Annotated in this window: 1 protein-coding gene; it reads left to right on the forward strand. The window is 74.6% G+C overall.

Annotated features, from left to right (window positions below; translation table 11 throughout):
• Nucleotides 1-253: 253 nt before the first annotated feature.
• Nucleotides 254-2,540 (forward strand): DNA mismatch repair protein MutS (gene mutS / locus DJ81_RS04475; RefSeq protein WP_094588675.1); only part of this gene is annotated, 2,287 nt, incomplete at its 3' end.

Consider the following 2,540-nt stretch of genomic DNA (forward strand, 5'->3'; position numbering starts at 1 on the left):
TCGTCGGCATGGCGGCGACGTTCATCGGGCTGACGGCCCTGCTCCTCGTCGCCGCCATGCCGACGATGATCGTCCGGTTCGTCACACTCGTACTGGGGCGTCCATCGTTGTAAGCGTCCCGACCGCTCGCGGCCGAGGGCGTCCCTCACAGCGGTCCCTCCCGGAGTCCCGCCGTGGGGACCCCCCGTTGGCGCCGCGCCGGCGCCCGCCGTCCTCCGTACCGTTTATGCCCGCGGGCGCCCGGACTCGCGGTATGCCAACTGCGGACCGAGAGGTCGCCACGGGGCTCCCGCCGGGCGTCGCCGACGCCCGCGAGGAGCTCACGCCGATGCTCTCGCAGTACGCGGACCTGTGTGCCGCCCACGAGGACGCGCTGGTGCTGTTCCAGGTCGGCGACTTCTACGAGGCGTTCTGCGAGGCGGCCGAGGCCGTCGCGCGGGTCTGCGAGGTGACGCTCACGGAGCGCTCCGACTCGACCGGCGACTACCCGATGGCGGGGATCCCCATCGACAACGCCGCGCCGTACCTCGAATCGCTGCTCGACGCCGGCTACCGCGTCGCCGTCGGCGATCAGGTCGAGGACGCCGAGCAGGCGTCCGGCCTCGTCGACCGCGCCGTCACGGAGGTGATCACGCCCGGGACCGTCGTCGAGGACGACCTGCTGGAGGCGGGCACCACGAACTACGTGGCGGCGGTGGCGGCCGGTGAGACCGATGCGGACGCGGGGGGCGGCGTCGGCCTCGCCGCCGTCGACGTCTCCACGGGCGAATGCCTCGTCACGTCGGGCGACCGCGACGCGGTCGCCGGGGAGCTCGACCGGATCGCGCCGGCCGAGCTGATCGCGGGGCCGGACGCCCCGACGTTCGAGCCGGCGGACGCCGAGCGCGGCTGGACGGTCCACGAGTACGACCCCGGCGTCTTCGAGCGCCGCGCCGCGACGGAGCGGCTGGAGCCGTACCTCCCGGCGCCCGACCGGCGATTCGAGGGCGACGCCGAGCTCCGGGCGGCCGGCGCCGTCCTCGCGTACGCGGAGTACACGCAGGGCGACGACGGGCCGCTCTCGTACGTCACGCGGCTCCGGCGGTACGACCCCCGCGACCGGCTGCGGCTCGACGCCGCCGCCCAGCGCAGCCTGGAGCTGTTCGAGAACCGCGGGCTCGGCGCGAGCGACACCCTGTTCGACGCGCTCGACGAGACGAGCTGCGCGCTCGGCCGGCGCTGTCTGGAGCGGTGGCTCCGGCGCCCGCTCGTCGACGCCGACGCGATCCGGAGCCGCCACGACGCGGTCGGCGAACTGGCCGACCGCACGCTGGTCCGCGAGGGAGTCGCCGACGCGCTCGCGGCCGCCTACGACCTGGAGCGCCTCGTCGGGCGCGTCTCGCGGGGGCGGGCCGACGCCCGCGACCTGCGCTCGCTGCACGCGACGCTCGCGGTCGTCCCGGAGCTGAAGTCGCTCCTCGCGGAGGCGGGGAGTGAGGACGCCGGCGGCGACGCCGAGCGCCCGCGGACCGACCACCTCCGCGGCCTCCGCGATCGCCTCGACGAGCTGGTCGCGGTCCGCGACCTGATCGACGAGGCGATCGCGGTCAACCCCCCGCCCGAGATCACCGACGGCGGCGTGATCCGCGAGGGGTTCGACGACGACCTCGACGCGCTCCGCGCGACCGAGCGCGAGGGGCGCGAGTGGGTCGCCGACCTGGAGGCGAGCGAGCGCGAGCGCACCGGGATCGACTCGCTGTCGGTGGGCCACAACCAGGTCCACGGCTACTACATCGAGGTGACCGACGCCAACCTCGACCGGGTCCCCGACGACTACCGCCGCCGGCAGACGCTGAAGAACAGCGAACGCTACGTGACGCCCGAGCTGAAGGAGCGCGAGGAGGAGATCGTCGGCGCCGCCGAGCGCGCGGACGCTCTCGAGTACGAGCTGTTCGCCGACGTCCGCGAGCGCGTCGCGGCCGAGACGGAGCGGATCCAGGGCCTCGCCGACGCGCTCGCCGAGCTCGACGCGTGCTGCTCGCTGGCGACCGTGGCGGTCGAGGCCGACTACGTCCGCCCGGAAGTTCGCGACGACCCCGACGCCGGGATCGAGATCGAGGGGGGCCGCCACCCCGTCGTCGAGCGCGCGGAGGCGTCGTTCGTCCCGAACGACGCCGACCTTCCCCGCGGGTCGGTCGCCGTGATCACGGGCCCGAACATGAGCGGGAAGTCGACGTACATGCGCTCGGTGGCGCTCGCGGTCGTGCTCGCGCAGACCGGGTCGTTCGTCCCCGCGCAGGCCGCCACCCTGCCCGTCTTCGACCGGCTGTTCACCCGCGTCGGCGCCTCGGACGACATCGCGGGCGGGCAGTCGACGTTCATGCGCGAGATGAGCGAGCTGACGGAGATCCTCCACGACGCCGGCCCCGCCTCGCTCGTGCTCCTCGACGAGGTCGGCCGCGGCACCGCGACGACGGACGGGCGCGCCATCGCCCGCGCGGCCGCCGAGTTCGTCCACGACGAGCTGGGCGCCACCGCGCTCTTCGCCACGCACTACCACG

The sequence above is a fragment of the Halorubrum sp. Hd13 genome (assembly GCF_002252755.1).
Taxonomy (GTDB): Archaea; Halobacteriota; Halobacteria; order Halobacteriales; family Haloferacaceae; genus Halorubrum.